The organism is Bradyrhizobium sp. NBAIM18, from assembly GCF_020193825.1.
Lineage (GTDB): Bacteria > Pseudomonadota > Alphaproteobacteria > Rhizobiales > Xanthobacteraceae > Bradyrhizobium > Bradyrhizobium yuanmingense.
The window spans coordinates 228,906-252,500 of the sequence record NZ_JADYVO010000010.1; the positions used below are offsets into that span (position 1 = coordinate 228,906).

Sequence of the window (23,595 nt, forward strand, 5' to 3'; positions counted from 1 at the left end):
AAGAAAAAGGGAGCCCCCTAAAATTTCTGAGCGCGGCGGCGCTCCAACGCTAGAGGGCGCAAGTTAGCGGGAAAATTTCTCTACGTCTGGTCACACTTGAGCACTTCGCGTTACGATCATCACCGGGTGCACGCCCCTCGGCAATGTGACGAGGCGAAACGCTCGCGCAAAGCCGACGTTGGATCCTGGCCGGATTCAATCAGCGCTTGAAACACAGAAAACCGCTTGAGCCTCGCATCGATTTTTGCACTAACATCTGCAGCGATGGACTCGGCCTGAGCGGCCGAAAGAGTGCCCGACTGAATCAGCAAGACGTTGTCAGGGCTGCGCGCCAAGCGCACCTCGCCCCGATCGTAGAGGTCGAACAGGGTCTCGTAGGCCACCGCCGGATCGAGACTGAGCTTGCGGAACGCCGCGGCAAAGTTTCCGATGCGGGTGGCCGCCGACAAGCGATTGAGGAAAGCGAAGCCATCGGAGCCGCGAGGATCGTAGGCCTGCAGCCGTCCGGGCCCGCGCGCCAGCACTTTGATCGCGCCAGCTCGTTGGAAAGCGTAGAAGAGGGCGTAGTAATCGTCGCGTCCGCTAAGATCCATGGCGGGACTTAAGGATCGGATGTCGGCGCGGCCGGACGCGAAGAGGCTCGACCAGACGCCGAGGACTTCATCTCCAGTGAGACGGCCAGTCTCTATCATGTCCTGGCGGACCTTAGCGTTCTTGGGCGTGTAGATGAGTAGGCCAAACGCAGAATTGCCGTCCCGACCGGCGCGGCCGACCTCTTGGTAATATTGCTCCAGTGACTCTGGCAGCAGAAAATGGATCACCCCGCGGATATCGGGGATGTCGATACCCATGCCGAAGGCGCCAGTAGCGAATACCACGTCAACGTTTCCGCTCGCGAACGCGGTTACGCTGGCATCGCGGTCGGTCAGCGACATATCGGCATCGTAGGCGGCACAGCGGTGGCCAAGGTCCTGAAAACGCGCGGCCAAGGAGCGAGTACCGGCGGTGCTGTTTCGTTTTAAGTGGGCATAGACGATGATCTTCTCACCCCGTCTTTTCTCCAGCTCTCGGGTCAAGGCGTCGAGCTTCTCGGCCGTATTTCCATAGGTCTTGAACTCAAGGTCGAGGTTCTGACGCAACATTTGGTCGCTGCGAAGCACATCTCCTTCACGCATGCGGAAGTCCGCCAGAACTTCCGTCTCGCTTTCTGCGTCCAGCGTGGCGGTGAGGCATAACACGGCTGGCCAACTGCCGTTGCCGAACGCGCGATCGATGAACCCCGGCAAAGCCTTGTAGGGCGGACGGAAGTCATGCCCCCACTGGGAGATGCAGTGGGCCTCATCTACGGCGATAAGGCCGATGCGAGAGCGGTTTGCCCGGAGAAGGTACTCAAGATAGCCGTCGGTCTCCGCCCGCTCGGGGGAAGTAAAGAGGAAACCTGGCCCGTCGTCCCATCGGAATCGGCGAAGAGCATCCTGAGCTTGCAGCGGCTCCAAGGCTCCCAGGGAGACAGCCTGCACGCCCATTGCTTCGAGTTTACCCGCTTGCTCCCGCATCAGCGCGACGAGTGGGGAGATGACGACTCCGATGCGCCCAGCGGTCAGGACCGGGATCTGGTACGTGAGGGACTTGCCACTGCCTGTGGGCATCAGAAGCAGCGTAGAACGGCCGGCCAGAAGCCGGCTGATCACCTCTAACTGCCGATCGCGGAACCCCGAAATAGTTGGATACCACTTGGCGAGCGCCGCCTGCGGCGTCGCCGGGTTCATGCCGGGACCTCAAACCGATCATGCGCGCGCATGACCTTCATGTGCTCCCCGTGCTCGGAGCAGACCTCATTGAGAAACTGGGAAACAAAAACGTATCGGACGTGGGGATCAAGGCTACTACCCGCTGCCCGCATCTGGCCATCCATCCAGCGATAGAGGCGCAGGGCGTAGAGGGAGAAGAGACTATAAGGGTACCAGAAGTTATGCTCCATGATCAGGCTACCGTTAGAAGCCGGCTCGCGATCGTTGATCATCAGAAATTCTGAGGAGCCGCTAGGAAGGCCGAAATCCTCCATCCCGCAAAGGAAGTAAAGACCATAGAGGTCTAAGCGCCCCCGCTGCGGAAGGCGGCTAGGGTCAAGATGATAAAGAACGATACTCTTAATGCCCATTCCAATGACATTAGTCAGAGTCATTGTGTCATCGCTGTCGAGCGGGTCGAGCTCGAAATCATCCACGCTGTCAAGGAGAGCATAAGTCCCTTCAGGATGATGCCTTGCCCAATCCATCCTGAACTCCAGGACATTGGAGAATACCTCCAGGAGGTCCACGCCCTTCGAACCGCGAAAGCTTTGCTGCCACTCCCGCAGTTCAGGCCGCCGCTGATTCAACGTACCGGCGATCACCGGCACGTCCTTGGCTAGGTTCCGCTTGAATGTATTTGGATCGTCTCCGTACTCCTCCATCGCATCGGAATCGAAAAAGTCCCGGTATTTTGCGGCAGCCTTTTCGTAGGTTTGGACCGCTGAGGCGAACGTTTCGGTAAGTATGGTCGCATCCAAAGCGGTGGGCGCGGCGTCGAAATGCTGTGCCAGTCTTGCGGCGGGCCGACCAGCCGCTTGGCGTTTCATGAACGATGCCCAATACCTCGGCAGTGCCGCCTCAATCTTCTCCCAGACTCGCCCAATGTGATCAGGCTTGCGGATGAGACTGTACTCATCCTGCTCGCGGTTCTTCGAAAGGATCATGGATCTCCCCTTCTCCCAGCCTCATGCCGAGATGTCGAGCGAGCCCTCGCCATGTCGGCCTAGCCTTCTCGGTATTGGAAAAGGCGCGGATGGCGGGTCCAAGGTCGGCTTCGCTGCTTGTCGAGATGATGTGGACCGCATGGCGGGCCCTGGAGCAGGCGACGTACAGCCTGCGCCGCCAATCGGGATCCTCTGCCTCGCGGAAATCGGCGTCGGCCACGATGACCAGGCTCGCCTCGAGGCCCTTGAATCGCCGCGCGGTCGTGAGAGTGATCCGTCCGGCCATGGGGACGTCCACGACTTCCTTCCCGCCGACCCGTACCCGTCGCCAAGGGCTCTCGTTCGGTAGGGTGTTCAGGGTGAGGATAGCGAGCTCGTGCGCAGGCGTTTTTCCCCCGCTCTGCGCGGCTTCGAGCAGGCCCCTGGCGAGCTCGATGGCCTTGGTCTCATCGGCGACGACGTGCAGGACAGGTTTTGGCCCGGTCACGCCCAAGCTTGGCGCAATCGACAGCCCGGCCGCGCGGTAGGCGACGCGGGCGATCGGATCGGTGTTGCGACAATTGCGGCTCAAGACCAGGCGGCAAGGGACGTCGTCGAGCCAGCGAGCGTCATCGGCCTGCACCAGCTGATGCCGATCATAGAACACGTAAAACGCCCCATCTCTGAAACGATGGTTCAAATACTCCAACCACTCCGCCTTGAAGTCCTGCCCCTCGTCCACGATGAGATGCGTATAGGGAATAGCGCCGTCATCGAGCAAATATGCGACCAATAACTGCTCGGCATGTTCCAGGGAGCCCTCGGGGCCGATCACTTCTCGGACGAAACCGTGGAAAGTGGCGTAGTGAACGTTAGGATGGGCGTGGTTTGTCTCAAGGAACGTCTTCAGGGCCGAGTTGTAGCAGAGGAATAGAACCGGCTCCGTAGGAGAGGCTAGCCGCTTCGCTTTTTCGACCGCAACCAGCGTCTTGCCAGTGCCAGCTGCGCCATGAACAGCGGCATGTCGTTGATCGTCGAGGTAGTGAACAACGCGCGCCTGCTCATAAGTCAGCTGGACGAATTGCTCTTCGCGTTCATCGAGCGTCTGACGAAGCGAGCGAACGATCGAAAAGCTCGGCGCCAGCGCTTCAAGTACACGTTGGCCTTCCTCGCGCGATATGCCCTTCCGACCCGGTAAAGCCTTGTGCCAATAGCCAAATACCCTTCGCACCGCGGCTTCCGGTCGGGCTATGTCCTCAGCGTCCAGGACGATCTCGGAGGGGCAGTACATTGGCAGCTTGGATCGATCGGGCGTGCCGTCGGGAAACCATACGGCGTGGCAGAAGAGGAGAGAGTCCGCGGCCGGGACTTTGATCCGGATCTCTTCGCGGATGCGATGAACTGTTGCCCGCGCCTGCTCCTCGGGGAAAATGTCTCTGATCTCGCCAGTCCGGCGGTTGCGTTGGCGCCACTCGCCGCCTTCACACCAGACGTCGCCGCCTTTGACCTCGACCACCAACACTCCTCCGGTTGGGTCGAAGAGCACAAAATCCGCCTCGCCTTGCGACCCCATCTTGGACTTTATGCCTCGCATTGCCCCTGGGTGCAGCCATCGGAAGGAATGGATGACAGTAACCTGTTCGGGAAGCCCCCGCAAAGCATGGAAGACGCGCTCCTCGCCTTGACTTCCGTGGAAGTCTCGCACTGTCGAAGGAATCATTCGGGCCATCGCGCCAAAAATGCTCAATTGCGACTTTGCGCGCAAGCGAAACCGCGCGTGAAGCGCACTTATAGCGGCCGCGGCTACGACGAGAGCGATACCGACCCGATTGGTGGCATCGGCCATCCGTAGTAAACCGTGGTAGATTGCACGGTCTGAGGTCGGAAAGGAGCCTTTCATGCCCGGTCCACCGCCTGAACATCCGCAGCGCCGCCTGCTCAAGGATAACCCCGGCAAGCGCCGCGCGCCGCGTTCCGATTGAGCCTACGCGCACGGAGCTTGCGCCTGAGCTGCACAGACTGAACCTCTTGACCACCCTCGATCTCGGCCCGTTCAGCGTTTACTGCGCCGCCTATGCCACATGGCGACAGGCAGAGGAGGCCCTAGCACATGAGGGTGAATTGACCATCGCGACCCCCGAAGGCCATCAACGTATCAATCCGCTCGTCCGCATCAGTTCGGAGGCGATGAACGACTTGCTGCCCTATGGCGCGGCGTTCGGTGACGCCGAGCGGGCGGCTGCGGCTCAGCGGCATCAGCCCGCCGTCGGGACCAAACAAGTTCGATGGGCTGCTCGGCTAAAGAACGGCGTCGACTGCTGGAGGGCCGCATGGCAAGCCTCCGAAGGCATTGCACCGCGTTGTCGGGGTGCATCACAATCCCGATCCTGGTGCTTGTTGCTTCAAGCGCCTTCGCTGCATGCGGCGAGCGCGGCGGCCCCGGCTATCGTGCGCCCGATGGCCGTTGTGTCGGCTGGGCTGATCTCGAAAGAACGTGCGGCAATCCACCAACGACGAGGTGTACGCCCGAAATGGTGGCGAGTGGGCCGAAGGCGGCACCGCCTGGGGCCGAATTGTCGTCGCCTAATCCGCCTCCCACCGCGGCTTTGCAGGACCCAAATTTGACGGGTGGCTCTGACCGTTTTGCGGCTCCAATGCCGCTATATGCGGCTCCGACCCCGCGAGTTGCCGGCGACCTTATCGGCCAAACCAGCATCATTGACGGTGACACGCTCGAAATCCACGGCACCCGCGTTCGGCTGTCCGGCATCGATGCGCCAGAGAGCACTCAATTTTGCCGAGGCGAGGACAGCCTGCCATATCGTTGCGGTGCGAAGGCCGCGAACGAACTCAGCGCCTTCATCGCTCAAAGGCCGGTGACCCGCGTACCTGTCTGGTCGGATCAGTACGGGCGCGCTGTAGCGACGTGCTCGGCGGCCGGGATCGATCTGGCGGACTGGCTGGTTCACAACGGATTTGCGCTTGATTGGCCACGCTATTCAAAGGGCAAATATGCCTCCGCCCAACTCTACGCCGAAAGAGCTGGGCGAGGCATCTAGGCCGGCAGCTTTGTCGAGCCATGGCTGTACCGGGCTGTGCATTCGAGCCGGAGGCCGGCCAGCGTTTTGCTCGGACGACGCTAATGCGCATCCGTGACGCGGAGCCCCCTGGGGGAGACCTCTAAATCTGCCGGTGCTGCGGTCTCGATCTTCGACGAGGCGTTCGACGAGCCGACGAACACCGAACTATCGGCTTCGCACGGCATGTTCATCCACTGTGGCTTGGCGCAGGCACGGCGACCGGCGCTGATGGCCGCGCTGGAGACGCGGAAAGCGCGGTGATAGAAGCTGGGCGAACGCGATCTGCAACAACGCGCTGATCTTTAGGCGGAAGGGCGACACATATGAGCATCGACAAGATTTCACTTGGACGTTGGCGAGAGGGAGAGGGACCAGTAGAGCCTCTCACCCCGCAGCAAGATGCGGCGGGCCGCGCCGCTGCAGCATCGATTGCCCTTCATGTCGCTAAGGCCAAATTGGCGGCTCTGCCAAAGTCGAAGCAACTCGATAAGCAGATCGCCGCTGTCGAGCAGCAAATCGACGCCTTGATCGCTGGACTTGAGGCCATCGATCGCGGTGGCGGTGAACTAAAAGCGCAGCTTGCGCACAGAGTCGCCGAACTGATTGAGGAACAGTTGAATCTAACGAGGCAGCGCGTGGAGCGCATCGAACTCGAAGATGCGATCGCTGTGGGCGAAATCATCCGGGGACAGGCCTCGAGGATTGCAAAAAAGGCGACGGAGTGACCCAAGGAGCGGGCACGCGAGCCTCGCTGGACGTCGCGCCCATGCGCTAACGGACTCGGCGGCCACCGAACACCGGCCAAGGTGCCGAACGCACCAGAGGTCTCCGGAGGCGGCTTGAGACGCTACGCAGAAAATCTGTAGAAGTCCGGATTGCCCGCGATGTTGCAGCGCCAAGGGCATCAGCCGTTGGCATCCAGCGCGCGCGCCTGCGACCAGGCCAGAGCAGTGCAAAGCGGCTTGAGCACGAAAACCCACTACCTACGTTTGCCAAGCGATGGCAACCCACCCGGCGTGGAGCGACCCTGGAGCCGACCCCAGTCATTCGAGACCCAACCCTTGTTGATCTCTTTGACGCTCTTCGCCTCTGCCTCGTTGGCCGGTCGCGTGGTATCAACGACGTCATCCCAACCATCGACCAAATCGGGATCGGCTTCGGGATGTTTGTCGTGACCTTTAGGCTTTAGGTTCTTTTTCTTATTCAGCGGGGCGCGTTCGACCACCATAGCCGCCAGCATCTCAGCGCGATGAGCCAGATATTTTCTTCGCTTCTCTTTCGATCCTGCCATGACTGCATCTTAGCTCTCAAGTTGCACCCTGTTCGGCACAAAATAACGAGGTTCTAAAACGCAAAACCAAGGTCAAGCGCTTCCCTAAGCGCTCGATACTGATCCTCTGACAGTATCGTAATCGACTGGTACGGATGGCTTCGGAGAACGCCGAGACGTCGAAGGTCTGCCAATCCAACAGCGGGTTGCGTGTGACCAACCAAAAGAAAATCTATTACCTTGACCGGTGACGCAGGCGTTGGATTCATTGCGCGCATTTCCTCAGGTGAATAGACGGAGCGTTTTGCGGTGTGCTTTGTCAACTCATCCGGATCGTCGATGTCCCTCACCTGTTCCGCGATAGCGAGCGTAGTAATAGACTGACTCGCCGCCAACCTTTCATCCTTCGACATGTAGAAAAGCAGAATGTCGCCCGGCCTGATCATGGTGGTCCGTGCGTTACAAAGATAAACTTTGCGAATAGTGTTTCCGGGGGTCCGATCTTTTTCGCGAGTCAGGATCGGACCGAAGTCAGATGTCGGAAAGAGAGGTAACTCTCGGCCGAACGCGATCTCTGGAAAAAGCCTACGGTGGTAGTCCGGCTGGATTGGCACATAGAATTTGCTTACTGCTACCCCATCATGGAAACGGGGGTAGTTGGCCCGCGCGAAATCGAGCGCGCTTCCGGTGAGTGTAGGCAGAGCACCGCGCAGGATGGGCTTTTCCATCACCAACTCGCCGGTCGCTGATCTCTTCGTCTCCGAAAATCCGTAATACCTGAGCAATGCAATGAGAAGCGCGTGCTTGGGATAAACAGTGAGATAAACGAGGCCGTAGTTGTTGTGTTGAGCGAACCAGAGGGCTTGCTTCAACAACAGCTCACCGAACTTCTCGCCGAGATACTCGTCACGCACCTTGAAGGTGCAGATTTTTAGAATCTTTGGCCCGCGGTGTTGGGTTTGAGCTTCCGCGTGCGTCTCTGTTTTTCTTATTATTAGGCCTGCTATCTCAGTATCAATCTCTAGCACCCAGCAATCACGGTGAGCTTGTTTGCAACGCTCAAACCAACCATCAAAGGGTGGGTAGTCCTCGCGCAAACTCGCAAAGATCGGGTCACGTTCACTGAGTTCATATGCTTTGCGCTCGATGACGTGGGGAAGTTCGACCGTCTTTGCTACAAAGGTGAGCTTTAGCCATTGCAGCGCATCATCGACGGCGAGAACGCGGTCGCCTAATCCGACCCGTGCAGCCCGCTTGTGCAGGTTGCCGTCCTCGGAAATGAGATAGTCCACAGCCCGCGCGTCTAGAGCGGCGAGCAGCCGCGCATCTGAACGATCATTGTCCTTATTGATGGGGCCAAAACGAGCAACCAAATCTGCGTCGCTTTGATTCGGCAAATGGGCTAATTTTTGAAACTTATCTAACTTACTGAGCGTGACTCTGCGGCGTCCCTCATCGCGATCACGTGCTATGTCGTCGTAGTTTGCGCCCTCAACGAATAGGCCAACGCCATACTCATTGCTAAGCCGGGAAATCTCAGCGAGTCGCGCCTCGACCGGCTTCGGGTCTTCCAGCCCGATCACTATGTGAGTGTCGATGAGTAGTTTGAAGTGGTCCATCGTCTAGCAATGAATTAAAGCGCTTCGTAACGTATCGGTAAGATTGCGGAGGCACAATCCCAAATAGAGCCTCAAGTTCACTCGCGGTTAGGTGGGTGCGCATTGCTTTGACCCCACCGAGCAGGATGGCAAAGCCAAACTTGGTCCCGGTAAAATAGTCGTAGAACTCTCGGCGTGAAACGCAGGCGGCGTCGGCGTGCTGTTTCCAGATATCAGCAATCGGAAGACGCTGAACCTCTTTGATCTTGGCGCATCCCACGACTGCACGAACCGGGCTAGTCGAATAGATGTACACCTTGGTCCCAACGCTCACCGGGGCAGGAAAGCGCCGTCGAAGTTCTACAGTCTTTTGGCCATCGAGAATCTTGGCCACGTACTGCGGGCGGATGCTCACCAAAAAGTCTTGCCGCGTTTCGCTGGTCTTCATTGCAATTCCCGCTTCCGAATCGACGGCTGGATTGAATCAGCACTCGGATGCGCAGCCAAGTCAAATCCGGAACGAGCCGAGCGCGCAGTCCAAGGGCTAAGTAGCACTCTTCCCTGTCCTGCCGGAACAATAGCAATTCACCATGGCCGAAGGCGATCCCATCCGTGGCGTAGACGACGACTGCGGGAGCCTTGAGGTGTGGTTTGCGGACGGGCGGAAGTCGGTCTGGTTCTACTGGGAGAACCTTAGCTCGCGCCGATTGAGCGGCAGCACCCTCGCGCGAGAGCAGGCCGCCGAGAATGCAACGGCGAAGGCTGAAATGGAGAAGCTGAACCCCGAGTGAAACCGAGCGAACGCCGTCCATAAGTCACATCAAAACGGCGAAAATCTAAACGCCACCGCGCTCCATCGTGCGAAGTCGATCGACGACAGTTCCGCGCGCCAATAGTTGCGGCCCTTGCTTCCATAGAGGTAGAGGTGCGGTAGGTAGTAAGCGCCTTCCTCGTCCGGGTTTCTGGTTGCATCGGGCACCACGACATCAAACCGGATGTCGGTCGCATGAATGATCTTGTTGCAGGCCTAGGGTGAGCACTTCGAGCTTACGAGAATCGGTCGCCCAGTTTGGAAACAGCTTTCCACAGTCCGAGCGCTGCTCGTCTTTTGGTCCCAACTGATCAAACTGGATTCGCAGGCCAGCCGCACAAGAGATCAAGATCCGTGTCACCTCGGCCTTAAAGAAGCCTCCCTGCATCATTGCGATGGGGGGCGAGCTTAGGCCATGGCTTGCCACATCGCGGGATGTCCAGACCATGCAAACGAGCCGGTAAAGGTCAAGTATGAACGCTCCCGGTTCAATCGCGTGGACCTGCTTTTCGGCGAGGTACGGTTGTTCTTCAGCCATCAGGTCACCATAGGTGATTCGTGCCGCACCATTGATCCCAGCAAGATCCAGCGCCGATTGGAGCCCCGCCCGTCGAAATTGCCGGTAAATCGTGAGGAACTATCCGCCAATCCCTGGTAACGGATGACTTTCCGCGCCACCTTGCGCGACCTCGGCGGCTTTGGCCTACTGGCTGAAGTGATTGCCGGATCACACCTGAGCCGAGCACACTTGGACGGCGGGCTCGGCTTTCCGTGGCGTCTGTCACAACAGGAGATGCTTTCGCATGTCCATGACCACAAGGAGAGCCTAGCGTGACTAGTCCCTCGTTCAAGACAACCAGCCCCGCAAGACCAAGTTTACCTTTGAAGAAGCTGTTGACGTCTGGCTGCGCCGCTGGTGCGGGCAGTTTCAGCATGAGATCGCGGCGGCGTACGTCATCAACCCGCGCGCGGTGAACCACGTTCTCAAAGTAATCACGCACGTCGGCAGCAAGGAGGAAGCCGCTCGGCGCATCGGCCGCACGGCTTATTTTTCATCGTGTCTGCGAGCGACTTCGGCCGCTCGCCTTTGCGGCGATCTCCTGCCACTGTCAGCGGATTCTCTACTTTTTACACCGGCGATACACTCGGACGATTGCCGATTGATTTTGCTCGTCTATTTCCGCCGTTGACTTTCCCACAAGGGGAGAAGGAAGAACGAACCGCCTATCGCGGCGCCATCCTGATCGCACCGTCGAGGCGGATGGTCTCGCCGTTCAGCATCGGGTTCTCGACGATGTGCACCGCGAGCATGCCGTATTCGTTGGCATCGCCGAGACGCGAGGGATGCGGCACCTGGGCGCCCAGGCTCTTGCGGGCCTCTTCGTTCAGGCCCATCAGCAGCGGCGTGAAGAACAGGCCGGGCGCAATGGTGTTGACGCGGATCTTCTGGCTGGCGAGATCGCGCGCGGCCGGCAGCGTCAGGCCGACGACGCCACCCTTCGAGGCCGAATAAGCGATCTGGCCGATCTGGCCTTCGTAGGCGGCAACCGAGGCCGTGTTGATGATGACGCCGCGCTCTTCGCCGATCGGCTCCGCGGTGACGAGACGCTCGGCGAACAGACGCAGGCAGTTGAACGTGCCGATCAGGTTGACGTTGATGATGCGCGCGAACTTTTCGAGCGGATAGACGCCGTCGCGGCCGACGATGCGCTGCGAGCCGCCGATGCCGGCGCAGTTCATCAGCACGCGGGCGACGCCGTGTGCGGCTTCCGCCTTCGCAATCGCGGCCTTGATCTGCTCTTCGCTGGTGACGTCGGCATGCAGCGCGACGCCCTTCACTTCGGCGGCGACCTTCTCGGCGTTTTCCTTGCTCTGATCGATCACGCCGATCTTGGCGCCCTTGGCCGCCATGGCGCGGGCGGTCGCGGCACCAAGGCCCGAGCCACCGCCGGTGATGAGAACGGCCACGTCTTTCAATTGCATCGCTTGTACCTTTCCTTGAGCGTTTCTTCTCTAGACTCGTCACGTGTCGGCCGGACTATCCGGCCGCAGCGGCTTCCTCGGCTTGCGTGAGGATGCCGCCGCAGATCAGCGTTTCCATGTGCTTGATGTATTGCCGGCAGACATCGTCGGTGACCGGGCCGACGCCGGTCGCGCGGGACATCGCATGCCGGCCGAAGAACAAATGATCGCAGGCGCCAATCAGGCTGGTGTAGAACAGTACCGGATCAGTCGGGCGGAATTCGCCGCGGCTGACGCCTTCAGCCAGCAGGCGGCGGTGGAAGTCCAGGAGCGGCGCAACGAAGAACTTGGAGACTTCGTCGGCAGAGCTCGCGCTGGTTTCGTGCAAGAGATAGTGGATCAGCCGGTTCATGTAGGGGAACCGGTGATAGGCGCGGATGATGCCGGCGATATGCAGCTTCAGCTTCGCCGTCGACGTGATCGGCTGCGCCAGCAGATATTCGAGATTGGTCATCTCGGTCGCGGCATCCCGCGCCAGCAGCGCCAGCAGCAGGCCGTCCTTGTTGCCGAAGTGATATTTGACCAGGGCCGCGTTGGCGCCCGACTTCTGCGCAATATCGGACAGCGAGATCTCGATCGAGGAGCGTTCGATCATCAGCTCGCTCGCGGCCACCAGCAATTTCTCTGCCGTGGAATTTTTCCCGCTGGGGAGCCTGTTCGGTACGCTGGTCGCCACGGAGATCCCTGTTTGGCCGCTGGAGCGGGCGCAGATAAGCGCAAGCAGCGCCTCATCACAAGAGTTAATTGATCGATTGACTAAACGATGATCCGCCTCTTAAATCCGCCCCGACAACCCAATCCAAAATAATCATGGGAGAGACCGAAATGGCCGAGGCTTACATCGTCGCCGCTGCGCGCACCGCCGGCGGGCGCAAGGGGGGCCGTCTCGCCGGCTGGCATCCGGCCGATCTCGCCGCGAAGGTGCTGGACGAGCTGGTCGACCGCACCAAGGTCGACCCGGCTCAGGTCGAGGACGTGATCATGGGCTGCGTGATGCAGGTCGGCGAACAGTCCAACAACGTCGCGCGCAACGCGATCATGGCCTCGAAGCTGCCGGAGAGTGTGCCAGGCACCTCGATCGATCGTCAGTGCGGCTCCTCGCAGCAAGCGCTGCACTTCGCCGCGCAGGCGGTGATGTCGGGTGCGATGGACGTCGTGATCGCGGCCGGGGTGGAGTCGATGACGCGGGTGCCGATGGGCCTGTCATCGCAGCTTCCGGCCAAGAACGGCTTCGGCAATTACAAGAGCCCGGGCATCGAGAGGAAATATCCGAACATCGTGTTCAGCCAGTTCACCGGCGCGGAGATGATGGCCGAGAAGTACGGCCTCTCCAAGGATGAGCTCGATCAATATTCCTACGACAGCCATCAGCGCGCGATCGCGGCGACGCAAGCAGGTCACTTCAAGAAGGAGATCGTGCCGCTCGACATCACCCGCGCCGACGGCAGCAAGGACACCCACCACATCGACGAAGGCATCCGCTTCGACGTCACGCTCGACGGCATCAAGGGGGTCAAGCTGATCGCCGAGAACGGCAAGCTGACCGCGGCCAGCGCCAGCCAGATCTGCGACGGCGCCTCCGGCGTCATGGTGGTGAACGAGAAGGGCCTGAAGCAGCTCGGCGTCAAGCCGCTCGCCCGCATCCATCACATGACCATGACGGGCGGCGATCCCGTAATCATGCTCGATGCTCCCCTGCACGCCACCAAGCGCGCGCTGGAGAAGGCCGGCATGAAGATCGGCGACATCGACCTGTTCGAGGTCAACGAGGCCTTCGCCTCGGTTCCGACCGCCTGGCTGAAGACCACCGGCGCCGACCCGGAGCGTCTCAACGTCAACGGCGGCGCCATCGCGCTCGGCCATCCGCTCGGCGGCTCCGGCACCAAGCTGATGACGACGCTGGTCCACGCGCTGCACCAGCGCGGCAAGCGCTATGGCCTGCAGACCATGTGCGAAGGCGGCGGCATGGCCAATGTGACGATCGTGGAGCGGCTGTAAGAAGAACAAAAGCGAGTAGCGAGTGGCGAGTAGCGAATGGTGAGTAGGCGAAGAGCGGTTTGCCCTTCTTCCCTATTCGCCACTCGCTACTCGCCATTTCACGTTTTGAGGAAACGCCATGACCCACCCCTGTATCCACGCCAAGACGACGCCCGACAAGATCGCCTACCAGATGGCCGGGACCGGCAAGGCGATCACCTATCGCGAGCTCGACGAGCTCTCGAACCAGGGCGCGCAGCTGTTCCGCTCGCTTGGCCTCAAGGCCGGCGACCACATCGCGCTGTTGATGGAGAACCGGCTCGCCTTCATGGAGCTGTGCTGGGCGGCACAGCGCAGCGGGCTCTATTACACCGCGATCAGCCGCTACCTGAAGCAGGACGAGATCGATTACATCATCGCCGATTGCGGCGCCAAGGTCGTGATCACGACGCCGAAATGCGCCGACCAGATCAAGGGCCTGATCAAAGGCACGCCCGGCGAGCCGATCTTCTACATGATGGACGACCCGCTGCCCGGCTTCCGCTCCTACGACAAGGAAGCCGCCGCGCAGCCGACGACGCCGATCGCCGACGAGGTCGCCGGCTACGACATGCTGTATTCGTCGGGCACCACCGGGCGCCCTAAGGGAATCAAGAAGGCTTTCGAAGGCAACAGGATCGACGTGCCGAACGCCTTCCTCCGCGTGCTCTGCGCCGACATGTGCGGCATGAACGCGGAGAGCACCTATCTGTCGCCGGCGCCGCTCTATCATGCGGCACCCCTGCGCTTCAACATGATGGCGATCGTGCTCGGCGGCACCTCCATCATCATGGAGCATTTCGACGCCGAAGAGTTCCTGAAGCTGGTCGAGAAGTACAAGGTGACACAATCGCAGCTGGTGCCGACCATGTTCGTGCGCATGCTGAAGCTGCCGGACGAGGTGCGCACGAGGTACGACGTCTCCACCCTGAAGGGCGCGATCCACGCCGCCGCGCCCTGCCCGGTCGACGTCAAGGCGAAGATGATCGAATGGTGGGGGCCGATCCTGATCGAGTATTACGCCGGGTCTGAAGGCAATGGCGTCACCGTCTGCAACTCGCAGCAATGGCTGGAGCATCGCGGCAGCGTCGGCCGCGCCGTGGTCGGCAAGATCAAGATTCTCGACGAGAACGACGAGGAGCAGCCGGTCGGTGAGATCGGCACGGTCTATTTCGCCGACGCGCCCGCCTTTACCTATCACAATGATCCCGAGAAGACGAAGAAGGCCTACAACGCCAAGGGATGGTCGACGCTCGGCGACGTCGGCTATCTCGACAAGGACGGCTTCCTCTATCTCACCGACCGCAAGTCCTACATGATCATCTCGGGCGGCGTGAACATCTATCCGCAGGAGACCGAGGACGTGCTGATCACGCACCCCGAGGTCGCCGACGTCGCGGTGTTCGGCGTGCCGAACGAGGAGATGGGCGAAGAGGTCAAGGCGGTGGTGCAGCCGCACGACATGAGCCGCGCCGGCAAGGCGCTGGAGGCCGATTTGATCGCCTATTGCAAGAGCCGCCTCTCCGCCATCAAGTGCCCGCGCTCGGTCGATTTCGAAGCCGAGCTGCCGCGCACGCCGACCGGCAAGCTGGTGAAGCGGCATTTGCGTGATCGGTATTGGCCGAAGACGGCGACGAAGATTTAGGGCGAGCGGCCGCTCTCAACACCGTCATGCCCGGGCTTGTCCCGGGCATCCACGTTCTTTGTACCGCAAAGGAACACGTGGATGCCCGGGTCAAGCCCGGCCATGACGCCGAGCAAGCTTTGGTATCTTCAATCGAACAAGCTCGGCGTGTGGTTCACCAGCGCGCCTTCGATCTCCAGCATCTTCAGCTTCGTGACCACGCCGCCATTCGCCGAGAAGCCGCCGGGCTTGTTGCCCGCGGCGAGCACGCGATGGCAGGGCACGACGATCGGGCACGGGTTGCGGCCGAGCGCCTGGCCGACGTCGCGAGACAGCTGGACGCCGCCGAGCTGCTTGGCGATGTCGCCATAGGTGACGGTCTTGCCGGGCGGAATCGCGCGGGCGATGTCGTAGACGCCGCGGTTGAATTCGGGCACGCCGTCGAGATCGAGCGGGATGTCGGTGAGATCATCCGGCTCGCCGGCGAGCAGTTTCGTCATGCGGTCGATCGCCTGTTGCACCTCGGCGGTCGGCTCGGTCTCAACGGCGTCGGCATGACGCTGGCTGATGCGGGTGCGGATCTTCTGCTCGCCGCCCATCGGCAATTGCGTGCCGTTGATGCCCCGCGGGCCCCAGGCGATGGCGCACAGGCCGATCCTTGTGTCGAACAGGGCAAAATGCTGGTCGGTCATGTCTAGGTTCCTGGCTTGCTTCCGTTGCAGGCCCCCACTTTGATGTCGTGCCAAATCTAGGCTTGGAAATAGTTGCGATCCACCCGGTTTCCGGGAATCTTGCACAGGCGTTCCAATCCTCTCCCGAGTCCATCATGCAGAGCCTCCACGTCAACGGTTACGACATGCCCTATCTCGATGTGGGCGAAGACAGGGGCCGTCCGCCTCTGGTCTGCGTGCATGGATCGCTGAATGACTTCCGCGTCTGGGGCTGCGTGCTGGGGCCGCTGACGCAGCGGCACCGGGTGATCGCCGTCAGCCTGCGGCACTTCTTCCCGGAGCGCTGGGACGGCGTCGGTGACACCTATTCGATCGCCCAGCATGTCGAGGACGTCATCGCCTTCATCGACAAGCTCGATGTGGGACCGGTCGATTTGATGGGCCATTCCCGCGGCGGGCATATCTGCTTCCGCGTGGCGCAGCAGCGGCCCGATCTCTTACGCCGGCTGATCCTGGCCGAGCCCGGGGGCGAGCTCGATGCGAGCCTTGATCCGGACTACGTCGGCGGCCCCTCGCCGCTGCTGGCGCGCTTCACGGCCTCGGCCGAGAAGATCGCGGCCGGCGATGTCGACGGCGGGCTCGCCGTCTTCGTCGACACGCTGGAAGGCCCCGGCACCTGGCCGCGATTGCCCGCGATGGTGAAGCAGAACCTGCGCGACAATGCCTATACCCTGATCGGCCAGGTCCGCGACAGCCGCCCGCCGTTCTCTAGGGCGGATGCGGAGGCGATCAAGATGCCGACGCTGTTCATCCTGGGCGCGCGGACCAAGGGCCTCTTGCCGAAAGTGCTGCATGCGCTGGCCGCGCATGTGCCCTATTCCAAGACGGCGATCATCCCGAACGCGACGCATCCGATGTTCGAGCAGGCGCCGCAGAAATTCTCCGAAGTGGTTTTGGATTTTCTGGCGAGCTGACCATGCAAAGCTTCCGCGTCAATGGTTACGACATGGCCTATCTCGAGGTCGGTGAGGGCCCGCCACTGGTCTGTGTGCACGGCACACTCGGTGATTTCCGCACCTGGTATTCGGTGCTCGGTCCGCTGTCGAAATCCCATCGCGTGATCGCGGTCAGCCTGCGGCACTTCTTTCCCGAGCATTGGGACGCCGTCGGCGACGACTACAAGATGGCGCAGCACGTCGCCGATACGATTGCCTTCATCGAGCAGGTCAGGCCCGGCCCCGTCGACCTGATGGGCCATTCGCGCGGCGGCCACATCGCCTTCCGCGTGGCGCAGGCGCGGCCTGATCTGTTGCACAAGCTGGTGCTGGCCGAGCCCGGCGGCGATCTCGACCCATCCCTGCCTGTGCCCGAAGGCACGCCCGCGCATCCGTCGCTGGCGGCCCGCACGGCGCGCTCCGTCGAGATGATCCGCGGCGGCGACCTCGAGGGCGCGGTGCGGAATTTCTACGAAGGCATCGAGGGCGACGGCTCCTGGCGGCGCGTGCCGGCCGCGGCGAAGCAACAGCTCCGCGACAACGCGCTCACCTTCCTCGGCCAGATCAACGAGCAGCGCCGGCCCTACACGCTCGGCGATGCGCAGGCAATCAGGACGCCGACGCTGCTGATCGGCGGCGGCGCCACCACCGGCAGCCTGTCGGTGATGTGGCGCGTACTGGCCGCGCACATCGCGGGCGCCGAGACGGCGGTGATCGCGAACGCCGGCCACTGGATGTTCGAGCAGGCGCCGCTCGAGTTCGGCGAGGTGGTGAGCAGGTTCTTGGCGAAGTAGGTCACACCTTCCACACGCCGATCGGCATCTTGATCGTCGCGTTCAGGCGGTTCCACACGTTGATCGTCGCGATCGCGAGGATCAGGGTGGCGAGCTCGCGCTCGTCGAAGTGCTTGGCGGCTTCGTTCCAGATCGCATCGGGCACCGGATCCTCGCGATCGGCGAGGCGCGTGACGGCTTCGGTCAGGGCCAGCGCGGCGCGCTCCGCGTCGGTGAAGTAGGGTGCCTCGCGCCAGGCGGATACGGCGAACAAGCGCTCGTCGGTTTCGCCCAGTCTGCGGGCGACCTTCGGGTGCATATCGACGCACACGCTGCAACCATTGATCTGGCTGGCGCGCAGGTGCACCAGTTCGAGGAGCCTTTCCGGCAGACCCTGCTTTGTCAGGTTGCCGAGGGACTGAAGGACATTCATGGCCTCCGGCAGGACCATGACAGGGTGTTTCATGCGTGCGTGCATCATGTTGCGTCTCCATCTGTCGAATTTCGAAGGTTCCGGTCACATCGGCCGGATTGGCTTCGTCATGGGCATGACGGATCGCGACGAGGGAATGTGACCGATGACCGGAGAAAATTTTCTGACTGAACAGTTCGAGGCGAGCAGGGACCATTTGCGTGCGGTCGCCTACCGCATGCTGGGCTCGCGCGCCGAGGTCGACGATGCCGTGCAGGAGGCTTGGCTGCGGGTCAGCCGCTACGACCTGTCCGACATCGCGAATTTGCGCGGCTGGCTGACCACGGTCGTGGCGCGCATCTGCCTCGACATGCTGCGCGCCCGGAAATCGCGTCGCGAGGATCCGATGGGTCCGCACGTACCCGAGCCGGTCGACGATACAAGCGAGCGAGAGGCGGAGATGGCCGATTCCGTCGGCGCGGCACTGCTGGTCGTGCTGGAAACGCTGCAGCCCGCGGAGCGGCTCGCCTTCGTGCTGCACGACATGTTCGCCGTTCCGTTCGAGGAGATCGCGCCGATCGTCGGCCGTTCGGTCGATGCCTCGCGGCAACTGGCGAGCCGCGCCCGGCGGCGCGTGCAGGGCGCGCCGGTGCCAGAGACGGATCGGACGCAGCAGCGAAGGATCGTCAATGCATTTCTTAAAGCCTCGCGCGAAGGCAATTTCGAAGGGCTACTCGCGGTGCTGGATCCCGACGTGGTATTCCGCGCCGATCAGGCGGCGGTGCGGCTCGGCTCGCTGGCGGAGGTGCGCGGCGCCGAGGCTGTCGCGCAGCTCTACAAGGGCCGCGCCCGGACGGCGCGCACGGCGCTGGTCGATGGCGAGATGGGTGCTGCCGTCATCCTCGGCGGACAGTTGCGGGTCGCGCTGCGCGTGACGTTCGCGGGCGAGCGGATCGGCGCGATCGAGGCGGTGGCCGATGCGGACGACATCGCCGCGATGGAGGTGCAGGTGCTGGATGAGTCAGATCCGGACCCCTTGTCGCGAAAACAACCCCATGCACAGTAGACGGACTTAGGAAAATCAACAGCTTACCCGGGTGACGTGAAGCCCTTGGGATCGCCCGAGATACGGCTTGACGCTCCACCTCGCCGAGCGTAAGTTCGAATACGGAATTCCGTATTCCTTCGTTATTCTGGAGCTGCCGGCGTGATCCCTCTCGACCCGCTCCCGAACCTGATCGACCAAGTCTATGCGCGGATCCTGGAGGCGATCTCCGACCGCACGCTTCGGCCCGGCCAGCGCATCCGGCAGAACGAGCTCGCCGATCGGCTCGGCGTGTCGCGCCAGCCGGTGTCGCATGCGCTGCATCTGTTGCATCGGCAGGGCCTGGTCGCCGAGAGCGGCCGCCGCGGCTTTGAAGTGACACAGCTCGATCCCGCGCGCATCCGTCAGCTCTACGAGGTGCGCGGCGCCATCGACGCGCTGGCGGCCGGGCTGGCCGCTCAGCGCGCGGCCAGCGACGCAGCGGGACGCGCGCGACTGGAGGCAGCGCTCGCCGCCGGGCGCCGCAGCGACCGCGACACCACGCTATCCGAGCTCATCACCCTCGATGTCGATTTTCACCGCGCGATCTATCAGCTCGCCGACAATCCCGTGATCGAGGAGACCATGGCGCCGCAATGGCCGCACATGCGGCGCTCGATGGCGACGGTGCTCTCCGAGCTCGATTATCGCGCCAGCGCCTGGGCGGAGCATGCCGATATTGCCGGACACATTCTGAGCGGCAGCGCGAAGGCGGCCGAACGCGCCGCGCTGGCGCATGCGCAAACGGCGGGACGGATGACCGAGGAGAGATTGCGGGCGACGGAAGAGGCGGCGGCGTAGCACGCCGTCATTCCGGGACGACGCGGCGGGACCGCGCGAAGCGCGGCCCGGGAGCGTCGAGCCCGGAATCCATTGGGCGGCAGAGACTGCGGAGGAATGGATTCCGGGCTCACGCTTCGCGTGCCCCGGAATGACAAAACAAAGCAAACAGGAGGACGACCCATGAAACTGTCTCAGGAGCAATTGGAGTTCTTCCACCGCGAGGGCTGGCTGTTCTTGCCTGAATTGTTCGCCCAGGAGGAGGTCGACCTGCTCGCGCGCGAGGCGGTCGCCATCTATGAGGCCAACCGGCCGGAGGTCTGGCGCGAGAAGAGTGGCGCTCCGCGCACGGCCTTTGCCGCGCATCTCTACAACGAGGCGTTCGCGATCCTCGGCGCGCATCCGCGCATGATCGAGCCGGTCGAGCAGGTGTTCGGCGAGCCCGTCTACATGCACCAGTTCAAGATCAACGCGAAATCGGCCTTCACCGGTGACGTCTGGCAATGGCACCAGGACTACGGCACCTGGAAGCGCGACGACGGCATGCCGGAGCCGCGAGCGATGAACATCGCAATCTTCCTCGACGAGGTGATGCCGATCAACGGTCCCCTGATGCTGGTGCCGCGCAGCCAGAACGCCGGCGATCTCGAGGCTTCGCATGACCTCGCCACCACCTCCTATCCGCTGTGGACGCTGGACGAGGATACGGTGACGCGCCTCGTCAAGCAGGGCGGCATCGTCGCGCCTACGGGCAAGCCGGGCGGCATGCTGATGTTTCACGGCAATCTCGTGCACGGCTCCAGCGGCAACATCACGCCCTATCCGCGCAAGATCGTGTACCTGACGCTGAACGCGGTCTCGAACCATATCCGTACACCGACCCGGCCGGACTACATCGCGCATCGCGATTTCACGCCGATCAAGACGGTGGACGACGACGCGCTGCTGCGGCTGGCACGGGCACCGCGGCAGGCGGCGGAGTAACCTTGTCATTCCGGGGCGACGCGCAGCGTCGAGCCCGGAATCCATAGCCACGATCGGGAGTATGGATTCCGGGCTCGCGCTTCGCGCGCCCCGGAATGACGAGCTTTGATTGTTGTACCCACGGATCTTCCCCATGAACCTCTTCCGCCTCCTGCAAGCCCGCGCATCCGCCGGCAAGCCCGTCCGTGTCGCGCTGATCGGCGCCGGCAAGTTCGGCTCGATGTTTCTCGCACAGGTGCCGCACACGCCGGGGCTGGAGGTGCCCATCATCGTCGACATCGACCGCGACCGGGCGCGCGAGGCCTGCCGGACCGTCGGCTGGGACGCCGAGCGCATCGCCGCGACCGTGTTCACCGATGACGGCGCGCGCGCCATTGCCGGCGGCGCCATGGACGTGGTGGTGGAGGCGACCGGCAATCCCGCCGTCGGCATTGCCCACGCGCGCGCCGCGATCGCGGCGGGCAAGCATATCGTGATGGTGAATGTCGAGGCCGACGTGCTGGCGGGCCCGCTGCTCGCCGACGAAGCGCGCAAAGCCGGCGTGGTCTATTCGCTCGCCTACGGCGACCAGCCGGCGCTGACGGCGGAGATGGTCGATTGGGCCCGCGCCACAGGATTTCACGTCGTTGCCGCCGGCAAGGGCACGAAGTACCTGCCGGCCTATCACGACGTGACGCCCGACGGGGTCTGGCAGCATTACGGCCTGACCGCGGGCGAAGCGCAGTCGGCCGGCATGAATCCGCAGATGTTCAACTCTTTCCTCGACGGCACCAAATCGGCGATCGAGATGGCCGCGATCGCCAATGCCTGCGGCCTCGACGTGCCCGCGGAGGGCCTGGCGTTTCCGCCGTGCGGCGTCGACGATCTGCCGCATGTCATGCGGCCGCGCTCGCGCGGCGGCGTGCTGGAGCGATCCGGTGTCGTCGAAGTGGTCTCCTCGCTCGAGCGCGACGGCAGGCCGGTGTTTCGCGACCTGCGCTGGGGCGTTTATGTGGTGCTGGAGGCACCGAGCGACTATGCCGCCGACTGCTTCCGGCAATATGGCCTGAAGACCGATGGCAGTGGAAGCTTCGCCGCCATGTACAAGCCGTATCATCTGATCGGGCTCGAGCTGAACATCTCGGTGCTGTCGGCCGCGCTGCGGGGCGAGCCCACCGGGCAGCCTTACGGATTCCGCGGCGACGTCGCCGCCGTGGCCAAACGTAACTTGCGTGCCGGGGAGATGCTCGACGGCGAAGGCGGCTACACGGTATGGGGCAAGCTGATACCGGCGGCCGCGAGCCTCAGGGCCGGCGCCCTGCCGATCGGGCTCGCACATCGCCTCAAGCTTAAGCACGACGTCGCCCATGGCACGTTGGTACGCTGGAGCGATGTCGAATTCGACCCCGGCAACGAAACGGTGAAGGCGCGCAAGGCCATGGAAGCCGCGTTCGCACCGCAGCATTAATCGGCGTTGGCGGCCACAACCAAAGTGCGCTTGATTTGCGGTTCCCCTTTGGTCATCCTGACTGCGATCCGGGAATACTGAATTTCGGACACCAAGAAACGTCGGCCAGCGGCGGAGACGAAAGCGGCAGCAAGACCGCGATTCCTCGTCGAGGACACGACATCACAGGAGGAAACGCATGGAACGTCGTAAATTCCTGACGGCAGGCGGACTGGGCCTTGCCGCAAGTGCAGTCGCTGCGCCGGCGATCGCGCAATCGATGCCCGAGGTGAAATGGCGGCTGGCGGCGAGTTGGCCGAAGTCACTCGATACGCTCTATGGCGGCTGCGAATATTTCTGCAAGCGCGTCGCGGAGATCACCGACAACAGATTCCAAATCCAACCCTTCGCGGCCGGCGAAATCGTCGGGGGCCTGCAAGTGCTCGATGCCGTGTCCAACGGTACCGTCGAAATGGGCAACACCGCGCTCTACTATTATTGGGGCAAGAACCCGGCATTCACGTTCGGCACCTCGCTGCCCTTCGGCCTCAATACGCGTCAGCACATTTCCTGGCTGATATGGGGCGGCGGTCAGGACATGCTCAATGATCTCTTGAAAGAGCACAAGGCGATCGGCGTCCCCACAGGCTCGACCGGAGCTCAGATGGGCGGCTGGTTCCGCAAGGAGATCAAGACCGTCGATGATCTCAAGGGCCTGAAATTCCGGGTCGGCGGCTTCGCCGGCACCATCATCTCAAAGGTCGGGGGCGTGCCGCAGCAGATCGCGGCTGGCGACATCTATCCGGCGCTGGAGAAGGGCACGATCGACGCGGCCGAGTGGGTCGGTCCGTATGACGACGAGAAGCTCGGCTTCGTCAAGGTGGCGAAGTATTACTACTATCCCGGCTGGTGGGAAGGCACCGGCCAGGGCCACAACATCATGAACCTCGAGAAGTGGAATGGGCTGCCGAAGCACTACCAGGCCGCCATCAGCACGGCATCGATGGACACCTTCACCTGGGTGACCGGCAAGTACGATTCGGTGAACCCGCCTGCGCTGAAACGGCTGCTGGCCTCCGGCGCAATCCTGAAGCCGTTCCCGCAGGAGGTGCTCGAGGCCTGCTACGGCGCAGCCAACGAGATCTACGCAGATCTCGCCAAGAACAACCCGCATTTCGGCAAGATGTATGCGAGCCTCACCGCCTTCCGCACCGAATCGCTTGCGTGGATGCAGGTGGCCGAGCTCAGCTTCGACACCTTCATGATGCGAATGCGGACGCGGACGTAAGCGCATCGCGCCGCGCGCGGCGAAACGACGAAAGCCCCGGAGAGG

Annotated in this window: 23 protein-coding genes; 13 read left to right on the forward strand and 10 right to left on the reverse strand. The window is 62.2% G+C overall.

The genetic code is table 11. The features are described from left to right. Positions 1-119 precede the first annotated feature (119 nt). The 3 genes from I6F17_RS22950 to I6F17_RS22960 are packed head-to-tail and all read right to left on the reverse strand — an operon-like array spanning position 120 to position 4,562. The gene (locus I6F17_RS22950) at positions 120-1,769 is read right to left on the reverse strand and encodes a RecQ family ATP-dependent DNA helicase (RefSeq protein ID WP_225127891.1); all 1,650 of its coding nucleotides are present in this window, start codon (positions 1,767-1,769) and stop codon (positions 120-122) included. Continuing rightward, on the reverse strand, positions 1,766-2,737 hold the full coding sequence (locus I6F17_RS22955) for a hypothetical protein (RefSeq protein ID WP_225127890.1): 972 nt from the start codon (positions 2,735-2,737) through the stop codon (positions 1,766-1,768). Before I6F17_RS22955 ends, I6F17_RS22950 begins: the two co-directional genes overlap by 4 nt. After that, positions 2,706-4,562: an ATP-binding domain-containing protein gene (locus tag I6F17_RS22960; RefSeq protein ID WP_225127888.1), complete on the reverse strand. Its 1,857-nt coding sequence runs from the start codon at positions 4,560-4,562 to the stop codon at positions 2,706-2,708. Before I6F17_RS22960 ends, I6F17_RS22955 begins: the two co-directional genes overlap by 32 nt. 808 nt (positions 4,563-5,370) lie before the next feature. Here I6F17_RS22960 and I6F17_RS22970 point away from each other — a divergent pair. The 3 genes from I6F17_RS22970 to I6F17_RS22980 all read left to right on the forward strand — a co-directional run bounded on the left by I6F17_RS22970 (position 5,371) and on the right by I6F17_RS22980 (position 6,521). Beyond that, positions 5,371-5,775 (forward strand): thermonuclease family protein, encoded by a 405-nt coding sequence (locus I6F17_RS22970; RefSeq protein ID WP_346657030.1) that lies wholly within the window; start codon positions 5,371-5,373, stop codon positions 5,773-5,775. A 93-nt stretch (positions 5,776-5,868) separates the two neighbouring features. Further along, the gene (locus tag I6F17_RS22975; protein WP_225127884.1) at positions 5,869-6,057 is read left to right on the forward strand and encodes a hypothetical protein; all 189 of its coding nucleotides are present in this window, start codon (positions 5,869-5,871) and stop codon (positions 6,055-6,057) included. A 62-nt stretch (positions 6,058-6,119) separates the two neighbouring features. Next, positions 6,120-6,521, forward strand: coding sequence for a hypothetical protein (locus I6F17_RS22980; protein ID WP_225127881.1), 402 nt, complete (start codon positions 6,120-6,122; stop codon positions 6,519-6,521). 254 nt (positions 6,522-6,775) lie between these two features. On the opposite strand, the gene I6F17_RS22985 is transcribed toward I6F17_RS22980, so the two are convergent. Beyond that, a complete protein-coding gene (locus tag I6F17_RS22985; RefSeq protein ID WP_225127878.1) occupies positions 6,776-7,087 on the reverse strand; it encodes a hypothetical protein in 312 nt (103 codons plus the stop codon). Positions 7,088-7,140: 53 nt separating this feature from the next. Then, on the reverse strand, positions 7,141-8,685 hold the full coding sequence (locus I6F17_RS22990; protein WP_225127876.1) for a GNAT family N-acetyltransferase: 1,545 nt from the start codon (positions 8,683-8,685) through the stop codon (positions 7,141-7,143). A 569-nt stretch (positions 8,686-9,254) separates the two neighbouring features. Here I6F17_RS22990 and I6F17_RS23000 point away from each other — a divergent pair. Continuing rightward, entirely contained in the window at positions 9,255-9,455 is a 201-nt protein-coding gene (locus I6F17_RS23000; protein WP_225127861.1) for a hypothetical protein, read from the forward strand. Positions 9,456-9,650: 195 nt separating this feature from the next. On the opposite strand, the gene I6F17_RS23005 is transcribed toward I6F17_RS23000, so the two are convergent. The 3 genes from I6F17_RS23005 to I6F17_RS23015 form a co-directional block, all read right to left on the reverse strand. Further along, the gene (locus tag I6F17_RS23005) at positions 9,651-10,013 is read right to left on the reverse strand and encodes a hypothetical protein (protein WP_225127860.1); all 363 of its coding nucleotides are present in this window, start codon (positions 10,011-10,013) and stop codon (positions 9,651-9,653) included. Between the two features lie 686 nt (positions 10,014-10,699). Then, positions 10,700-11,458: an SDR family NAD(P)-dependent oxidoreductase gene (locus tag I6F17_RS23010; protein ID WP_024337318.1), complete on the reverse strand. Its 759-nt coding sequence runs from the start codon at positions 11,456-11,458 to the stop codon at positions 10,700-10,702. 55 nt (positions 11,459-11,513) lie between these two features. After that, a complete protein-coding gene (locus I6F17_RS23015) occupies positions 11,514-12,173 on the reverse strand; it encodes a TetR family transcriptional regulator (RefSeq protein ID WP_346657029.1) in 660 nt (219 codons plus the stop codon). A gap of 149 nt (positions 12,174-12,322) precedes the next feature. On the opposite strand from I6F17_RS23015, the gene I6F17_RS23020 reads away from it, so the two are divergent. After that, positions 12,323-13,495: an acetyl-CoA C-acetyltransferase gene (locus tag I6F17_RS23020; protein WP_225111505.1), complete on the forward strand. Its 1,173-nt coding sequence runs from the start codon at positions 12,323-12,325 to the stop codon at positions 13,493-13,495. A gap of 118 nt (positions 13,496-13,613) precedes the next feature. Beyond that, on the forward strand, positions 13,614-15,158 hold the full coding sequence (locus tag I6F17_RS23025; RefSeq protein WP_225127856.1) for an acyl-CoA synthetase: 1,545 nt from the start codon (positions 13,614-13,616) through the stop codon (positions 15,156-15,158). Positions 15,159-15,286: 128 nt separating this feature from the next. Here I6F17_RS23025 and I6F17_RS23030 read toward each other — a convergent pair whose 3' ends face one another. After that, complete coding sequence (locus I6F17_RS23030) at positions 15,287-15,829, reverse strand: methylated-DNA--[protein]-cysteine S-methyltransferase (RefSeq protein WP_036020854.1); 543 nt, start codon at positions 15,827-15,829, stop codon at positions 15,287-15,289. 134 nt (positions 15,830-15,963) lie between these two features. On the opposite strand from I6F17_RS23030, the gene I6F17_RS23035 reads away from it, so the two are divergent. Further along, a complete protein-coding gene (locus tag I6F17_RS23035) occupies positions 15,964-16,782 on the forward strand; it encodes an alpha/beta hydrolase (RefSeq protein WP_225127843.1) in 819 nt (272 codons plus the stop codon). 2 nt (positions 16,783-16,784) lie between these two features. After that, the gene (locus tag I6F17_RS23040; protein ID WP_225127841.1) at positions 16,785-17,597 is read left to right on the forward strand and encodes an alpha/beta hydrolase; all 813 of its coding nucleotides are present in this window, start codon (positions 16,785-16,787) and stop codon (positions 17,595-17,597) included. Position 17,598: 1 nt separating this feature from the next. Here the strand turns inward: I6F17_RS23040 and I6F17_RS23045 are convergent, their stop codons facing one another. After that, a complete protein-coding gene (locus I6F17_RS23045; RefSeq protein WP_225128080.1) occupies positions 17,599-18,054 on the reverse strand; it encodes a carboxymuconolactone decarboxylase family protein in 456 nt (151 codons plus the stop codon). 100 nt (positions 18,055-18,154) lie between these two features. On the opposite strand from I6F17_RS23045, the gene I6F17_RS23050 reads away from it, so the two are divergent. The 5 genes from I6F17_RS23050 (at position 18,155) to dctP (ending at position 23,550) form a co-directional block, all read left to right on the forward strand. After that, positions 18,155-19,054, forward strand: coding sequence for a sigma-70 family RNA polymerase sigma factor (locus tag I6F17_RS23050; protein WP_225127838.1), 900 nt, complete (start codon positions 18,155-18,157; stop codon positions 19,052-19,054). A 141-nt stretch (positions 19,055-19,195) separates the two neighbouring features. Continuing rightward, positions 19,196-19,873 (forward strand): GntR family transcriptional regulator, encoded by a 678-nt coding sequence (locus tag I6F17_RS23055; protein WP_225127836.1) that lies wholly within the window; start codon positions 19,196-19,198, stop codon positions 19,871-19,873. A gap of 162 nt (positions 19,874-20,035) precedes the next feature. Then, entirely contained in the window at positions 20,036-20,836 is an 801-nt protein-coding gene (locus I6F17_RS23060) for a phytanoyl-CoA dioxygenase family protein (RefSeq protein ID WP_036020838.1), read from the forward strand. A gap of 133 nt (positions 20,837-20,969) precedes the next feature. Further along, positions 20,970-22,283, forward strand: a complete 1,314-nt coding sequence (locus I6F17_RS23065; protein WP_225127834.1) for a Gfo/Idh/MocA family oxidoreductase — start codon at positions 20,970-20,972, stop codon at positions 22,281-22,283. A 178-nt stretch (positions 22,284-22,461) separates the two neighbouring features. Continuing rightward, a complete protein-coding gene (gene dctP / locus I6F17_RS23070; protein WP_225127832.1) occupies positions 22,462-23,550 on the forward strand; it encodes a TRAP transporter substrate-binding protein DctP in 1,089 nt (362 codons plus the stop codon). Positions 23,551-23,595: the final 45 nt, after the last annotated feature.

Excerpts from the sequence above, each read along its gene's own strand:
- I6F17_RS22950 (WP_225127891.1), bottom strand. The coding sequence starts at position 1,769 with ATGAACCCGGCGACGCCGCAGGCGGCGCTCGCCAAGTGGTATCCAACT.
- I6F17_RS22955 (WP_225127890.1), bottom strand. The coding sequence starts at position 2,737 with ATGATCCTTTCGAAGAACCGCGAGCAGGATGAGTACAGTCTCATCCGC.
- I6F17_RS22960 (WP_225127888.1), bottom strand. The coding sequence starts at position 4,562 with ATGGCCGATGCCACCAATCGGGTCGGTATCGCTCTCGTCGTAGCCGCG.
- I6F17_RS22970 (WP_346657030.1), top strand. The coding sequence starts at position 5,371 with ATGCCGCTATATGCGGCTCCGACCCCGCGAGTTGCCGGCGACCTTATC.
- I6F17_RS22980 (WP_225127881.1), top strand. The coding sequence starts at position 6,120 with ATGAGCATCGACAAGATTTCACTTGGACGTTGGCGAGAGGGAGAGGGA.
- I6F17_RS22985 (WP_225127878.1), bottom strand. The coding sequence starts at position 7,087 with ATGGCAGGATCGAAAGAGAAGCGAAGAAAATATCTGGCTCATCGCGCT.
- I6F17_RS22990 (WP_225127876.1), bottom strand. The coding sequence starts at position 8,685 with ATGGACCACTTCAAACTACTCATCGACACTCACATAGTGATCGGGCTG.
- I6F17_RS23000 (WP_225127861.1), top strand. The coding sequence starts at position 9,255 with ATGGCCGAAGGCGATCCCATCCGTGGCGTAGACGACGACTGCGGGAGC.
- I6F17_RS23005 (WP_225127860.1), bottom strand. The coding sequence starts at position 10,013 with ATGGCTGAAGAACAACCGTACCTCGCCGAAAAGCAGGTCCACGCGATT.
- I6F17_RS23010 (WP_024337318.1), bottom strand. The coding sequence starts at position 11,458 with ATGCAATTGAAAGACGTGGCCGTTCTCATCACCGGCGGTGGCTCGGGC.
- I6F17_RS23020 (WP_225111505.1), top strand. The coding sequence starts at position 12,323 with ATGGCCGAGGCTTACATCGTCGCCGCTGCGCGCACCGCCGGCGGGCGC.
- I6F17_RS23025 (WP_225127856.1), top strand. The coding sequence starts at position 13,614 with ATGACCCACCCCTGTATCCACGCCAAGACGACGCCCGACAAGATCGCC.
- I6F17_RS23030 (WP_036020854.1), bottom strand. The coding sequence starts at position 15,829 with ATGACCGACCAGCATTTTGCCCTGTTCGACACAAGGATCGGCCTGTGC.
- I6F17_RS23035 (WP_225127843.1), top strand. The coding sequence starts at position 15,964 with ATGCAGAGCCTCCACGTCAACGGTTACGACATGCCCTATCTCGATGTG.
- I6F17_RS23040 (WP_225127841.1), top strand. The coding sequence starts at position 16,785 with ATGCAAAGCTTCCGCGTCAATGGTTACGACATGGCCTATCTCGAGGTC.
- I6F17_RS23045 (WP_225128080.1), bottom strand. The coding sequence starts at position 18,054 with ATGCACGCACGCATGAAACACCCTGTCATGGTCCTGCCGGAGGCCATG.
- I6F17_RS23050 (WP_225127838.1), top strand. The coding sequence starts at position 18,155 with ATGACCGGAGAAAATTTTCTGACTGAACAGTTCGAGGCGAGCAGGGAC.
- I6F17_RS23060 (WP_036020838.1), top strand. The coding sequence starts at position 20,036 with ATGAAACTGTCTCAGGAGCAATTGGAGTTCTTCCACCGCGAGGGCTGG.
- I6F17_RS23065 (WP_225127834.1), top strand. The coding sequence starts at position 20,970 with ATGAACCTCTTCCGCCTCCTGCAAGCCCGCGCATCCGCCGGCAAGCCC.
- dctP (WP_225127832.1), top strand. The coding sequence starts at position 22,462 with ATGGAACGTCGTAAATTCCTGACGGCAGGCGGACTGGGCCTTGCCGCA.